Source organism: Bradyrhizobium sp. (assembly GCF_050014615.1).
Classification (GTDB): Bacteria; Pseudomonadota; Alphaproteobacteria; order Rhizobiales; family Xanthobacteraceae; genus Bradyrhizobium.
In genome coordinates this window covers 1-5,416 of record NZ_JBEKCZ010000282.1, presented here as the reverse complement: position 1 = coordinate 5,416, position 5,416 = coordinate 1, and the positions used below count along the sequence as shown (strand labels likewise).

Sequence of the window (5,416 nt, the reverse complement as noted above, 5' to 3'; positions counted from 1 at the left end):
TCTCCCCGCAAGCGGGGCGAGGTGACCGAACTCAAGCATCAACTAAAAGCCATCGCGCTCTGCTGCCGCTTGCGATCTCGTCATTATGCCTTGAAGTGACGCCCGCCGCTTCATGCCGATGCGAATCCTTCACACATGCACCGCGGTGCGAACGCGGCCGGCGTTGCCGAACACGCGCAAATAGCGCTCGACTTCGGACGCGCTGCCGGTGGCCTTTTCCGGATTGTCTGACAGCTTCACCGCCGGCCGGCCGTCGACCGATGTCACCTTGCAGACGATCGAGATCGGATCGAGATCGACCGAGCCGTTGGGCGCGCATCCCACAAAATCATTGGTCAGGTTGGTGCCCCAGCCGAAGCTGATCCGCACGCGGCCGTCAAAATGACGATAGGTCTCCTCGATCGATCCGACATCCATGCCGTCGGAGAACACCAGCAATTTCTCCCTGGGATCGCGGCCCTTCTGTTTCCACCAGGTGATGATCTCTTCGCCGGCCGCGATCGGCGGCGCGCTGTCCGGCCGGAAGCCGGTCCAGTCCGCGACCCATTCGGGGGCGTCGCGCAGAAACGGCTTGGTGCCGAAGGCGTCGGGCAACGCGATCAGGAGATTGCCGCCATAGGTGTGGCGCCACTGGTCGAGAATGCGATACGGCGCCCAGCGCAGTTCGGTGTCGTCATTCGCCAAGGCCGCGGCCACCATCGGCAGTTCATGGGCATTGGTTCCGATCGCTTCCAGATCATTGTCCATCGCCAGCAAAACATTGGACGTTCCGGTGAAGGAGGAGCCGAGGCCTTCCTTGACCGCTTCGACGCACCAGCGCTGCCACAGGAAACCGTGGCGCCGCCGCGTTCCAAAATCCGAGAGCCGCAGTCCCTCCAGTTTCCTTAAGCGCTCGACCTTGGTCCATAGTTTGGCCTTGGCGCGGGCATAGAGCACGTCGAGGGCAAACCGGCCCTGGCCCTTCATCACCTGGCGCGAGCGCAACTCGTTGAGAATCGCGAGCGCCGGAATTTCCCACATCGTGGTATGGGTCCACGGGCCGTGGAAATGCAGTTCGTACTGGCCGTCGACCTTGCGCAGCTCGTATTCGGGAAGCCGGAAGGTGGCGAGCCAGTTGATGAAATCAGGCGAAAACATCTGGGTCTTGCCGTAGAACGTATTACCGGCGAGCCAGATCAGCTCCTTCTTGCTGAAGCGGATTTCGCGGGCGTGATCGAGCTGGGCGCGCAGCTCGCCCTCGTCGATGATTTCGGCGAGCCGTACATGCCGGCTGCGATTGATGACCGAAAAGGTAGTGTGCTGCTCCGGGTAGAATTCGCGGATCATCTGCAGCATCAGCAGCTTGTAAAAATCGGTATCGAGCAGGCTGCGCACGATCGGATCGAGCCGCCAGCCGTGGTTGTAGGTCCGGGATGCAATGTCTGTGACTGCCATGTCCCGACTCTACCCCGCCGGGAAGCCTGCAACCAGTGGCTTTCAGCCGGGGCATGGCAGGTCAGCGCGACATCTCTTACCTTTGCGCGTGCCCTTGCCCCTGCCGGATCCGGCCGACCGCGGCCGCCACGCCGGTCCAGGCGGGTTTGTCCGGAGCGAATTGCTGCCGCAGATACGACACCAGCTCGGCGAGCTGATCGTCGGTCATGCTGTCCTTGAAACCGGGCATGTAGCCGAGATCGCTCGACACCGGCTCGGCGATGCCGTGCAGAATAACCTGAATAAGATTGTCTGGCACCGCACCATGCAGGTTGCTGTTCAGGGCCAGCGACGGCCGGCTGCCGAACAAAGGCGCGCCGCCGACCTGATGGCACACCGCGCAGGCTCCCTCATAGAGGCGCACGCCGACAGAAGAGGCCGAAGCGACCCTGGTGCCGGTCAGGCTTTCAAGCCGGACGGCCAGCGCCTCCTGGTCCGGTTTGCTGATCGCGTTGTCGTTGAACGAGCCGAGATAGATCGCCATGGCGCGAATATCTTCGTCGGGCAAAGCGGCGAGTTCTTTCACCACCGGCGCCATCGGGCCTGCGGCGACACCGTGGAATCGGGATTCACCCGTTCGCAGATAGGCGAACAGTTCATCCTCGCTCCAGGGAATCGGCGCCTGCGACAGCGAGGTCAGCGGCGGGGCTTCCCAGCCTTCCGCGAAACCGCCAGCCAGATAGGCGTTGGCTTTTTCCGCGCCCAGCGCGTTGCGCGGCGAATGGCAGGCGCTGCAATGGCCGAGGCTTTCGACCAGATAGGCGCCGCGATTCCAGGCCGCCGATTGCGTCGCGTCGGCCTCGAACGCGTCGGCGCGATGGAACAGCGCGTTCCATCCGGCCAGCAGCGGTCGCCAGTTGAACGGGAATGCCAGCTTCGTTTTGGGCGTGTCGGCCCGCACTGGTGCCTGCGCCATCAGAAACGCGTAGAGCGCCTGCAGGTCAGCGTCGGTCGTCCTGGCGAAATGCGTGTAGGGAAATGCCGGGTAGAGCTGCCTTCCGTCGCGATGGATGCCCTCGCGCATCGCGCGCTCGAAGGCGGGATAGGACCATGCGCCGATTCCGGTCGCCACATCGGGCGTGATGTTGGTGCTGTAGATGATGCCGAACGGCGTCTCGATCGCGAGGCCACCGGCATTGACGGTGCCGCCGTTGAGATTTGTGTGGCAGACCGCGCAGTCGCCAAGCGCGGCCAATTGCCGGCCGCGGGCGATGGTGTCAGCTGAAAACACCGATGCATCCGGTCGCGCGATCGGCGCGATCGACCGCCAGGGCAGCACGGCGGCGCCGATGCCGACGATCGCGGCCAGCAGGGCCGCGACAGTTGCTAACGCGCCGCGTCGTCGTGCGAACGGGTTCGAGACCGCGAAAGTCGACATCGGCTCCGGGGCTCTCGCTGTTGCCGGCAAGGCGGCCGGTACCGCTCCCTGTTCGCCGCGCAATCCCGCCAGGATGCGTTCGGGCGTGAACGGCAATTCGCGAAAGCGCACGCCGGTGGCATCGAAGATCGCATTCGCAATTGCCGCGGCGCTGGGGACCGAGGCGGATTCACCGACGCCGAGCGGCGGCTGATCCGGCCGCGGCAGCATCAACACGTCGATCTCGGGAATATCCGGGAAGGTGATGATCGGATAGGCGCCCCATTCGCGGCTGGTCACCGAATGGCGGTCGAACGAGACCTCTTCCATCAGCGCGCGGCTGGTCGACTGGATGACGTTGCCGTGAATCTGGTGACGCACGCCATCCGGGTTGATCATCAACCCGGAATCCTGGCCGGCCACGACGCGCGTCACGCTGACATCGCCGGTCACCTTGTTGACCGCGACGTCGGTGATCCAGGCCGACCACGCGGCGCCAAAGCCCGGAAACTTGCTGTGGACATACAACGCGTAGGCAAAACCCCGCCCGCGCACGATGTCGCCTTCGGCCGTCGGTTCTTGCCGCACCGGACGCGGCGTCCAGCCGGCCCGCTCGGTGACGGCCTTGACGAGATCGACCGCTCTGACATCCCTGAGATAGCGCAGGCGATATTCGATCGGATCGACGCCGGCTTCGGTCGCCAGTTCGTCGATGAAGGATTCGTGGGCGAAGGTATTCGGCAATGCCGAGACACCGCGAAACCAGGCCGCGCGCACGATCGGCGGCATGTCGTGCGCCACCACGCGCATCGCCTCAAAGTCGTAAGGCGGGATCGCGGTGCGGTCGCCCATTTCCGATACGATCGCCACCGGCGCCACCGCGCCGGTCAAAAGCAGCGCCAAAGTAGGTGCGCCGTTGGAGGGATAGCGCGTCGCAAAATCATACCCGGCGACATTGCCGTCGGCGCGCAGTCCGCCCTTGACGTCCATCAACTGGCCGGTGCCCTTCGGTTCCCAGGCGTGCTCCTGCTCGCGCGTCAATTGCACGCGGACGGGGCGGCCGACCGCGCGCGACAGCAGGACCGCATCGGCCGAAACGTCGTCGGCGCAATTGCGGCCGTAGCAGCCGGCGGCCTCCATGCGGATGACATCGATTTCAGCTTCCGGCCGCTGCAGCAGCAGCGCCAGATCAGCCCGCAGGATGTGCGGATTCTGGGTGCCGGACCAGACCCTGATGTGCCCGTCGTTGAAATCGGCAACCGCGCAGGACGGGCCGATCGACGCGTGCATCTGGTACGGCCAGATATACGTCCGCTGCATCGGTTTCGCCGCGGCGGCCAGCGCCGCGTCGACGTCGCCTCTGTCGATCAGGATTCGCGGCGTCGAGGGATTGGCGCGCAGCGCGGTCTCGACGTCCTTCAGATCGGGCAGCGTCGGGGTCGGCTTCCAGCTCACCTTGAGTTGCGCCGCCGCCTTGACCGCGTTTTCCTCGCGCTCGGTAATGACACCGACGAAGTCGCCGATCCGCACCACGGCCACCAGCCCCGGAATATTGCGAACCGACGCCTCGTCGACGGCGATCAGGCTGGTACCGACAAAGGGACCGGCATCGACGCCGGCATAGGGCGGGCGCACGACGCGGCCATGCAGCATGCCGGGCAGGCGGACGTCGTGGACATAGACCAGTTCGCCGGTGGCCTTGGCCGGCAAATCGGTGCGCGGCACCGATTGCCCGACGATGCTGTAGGCTTCGACGGCCTTGACCTTGATATCGTCGGCCAGTTCAAGGCGGATGCTCTCGTCGCCGATCAATTCGCCGAAGCTGACGCTGCGATTATGCCCACGGATCAGGCCGTCGTCGATCGCGAGGTCTTTGAGGGGAAGTTCGAGCCGCTCGGCGGCGCGCGCCAGCAAAAAATGTCGCGCCTGCGCGGCGGCCTTGCGCAGCGGTATTGCCGTGATCTGAATGGTCTCGCTGGCGATGGTCGCGCCCTGATTGGGAACCCTCGAGGTATCGCCGAGCACGACTTTGACGCGCGCCAGCGATACGTCGAGTTCTTCGGCGACGATCTGTCCGAGCGCGGTGCGGATGCCGGTGCCGAGGTCGACATGGCCGTTGAAGGCCGTGACCGAACCATCGGCCGTAATGCTGATGAAGGTTTCGAATCCGGCTGTCGCGCCCGAGGCCGCCGGGCGAACCACCGACAACGATCCGGGCCGAAGCTCACGATTGTCTGCAAAGCCTGGCGTGGTCATCAGTCCCGCGCCTCGGCGGCATGGCCCGCCGCCCGCATCACCGCGCGCACGATCTCGATATGCGCGCCGCACCGGCAAAGATTGTAACGCAGCGCCTCAAGGGCTTCGCGCTCGGAAGGCTGCGGATTGCGCATCAACAGCGCCTTCGTCGTCATGATCATGCCGTTGAGACAGTAGCCGCATTGCGCGGCCTGTTCCCGGATGAAGGCGTCCTGCACCGGATCGGGATCGCTGCGCGAGCCGAGGCCCTCCAGCGTCAGGATGTCGCGACCGACGCAGCCGCTGATCGGGATCACGCAGGAACGGGCGGCGAGGCCGTCGATCAGCACC

General features: G+C 64.9%; 3 protein-coding genes. All 3 read right to left on the bottom strand.

What is annotated here, in order from left to right:
• Window positions 1–129: 129 nt before the first annotated feature.
• A complete protein-coding gene (gene pncB / locus ABR948_RS27940) occupies window positions 130–1,434 on the bottom strand; it encodes a nicotinate phosphoribosyltransferase (RefSeq protein ID WP_428124277.1) in 1,305 nt (434 codons plus the stop codon).
• Window positions 1,435–1,510: 76 nt separating this feature from the next.
• Window positions 1,511–5,086 (bottom strand): molybdopterin cofactor-binding domain-containing protein, encoded by a 3,576-nt coding sequence (locus ABR948_RS27935; protein WP_428124275.1) that lies wholly within the window; start codon window positions 5,084–5,086, stop codon window positions 1,511–1,513.
• Window positions 5,086–5,416 (bottom strand): (2Fe-2S)-binding protein (locus ABR948_RS27930; protein WP_428124273.1); only part of this gene is annotated, 331 nt, incomplete at its 5' end. The genes ABR948_RS27935 and ABR948_RS27930, both read right to left, overlap by 1 nt.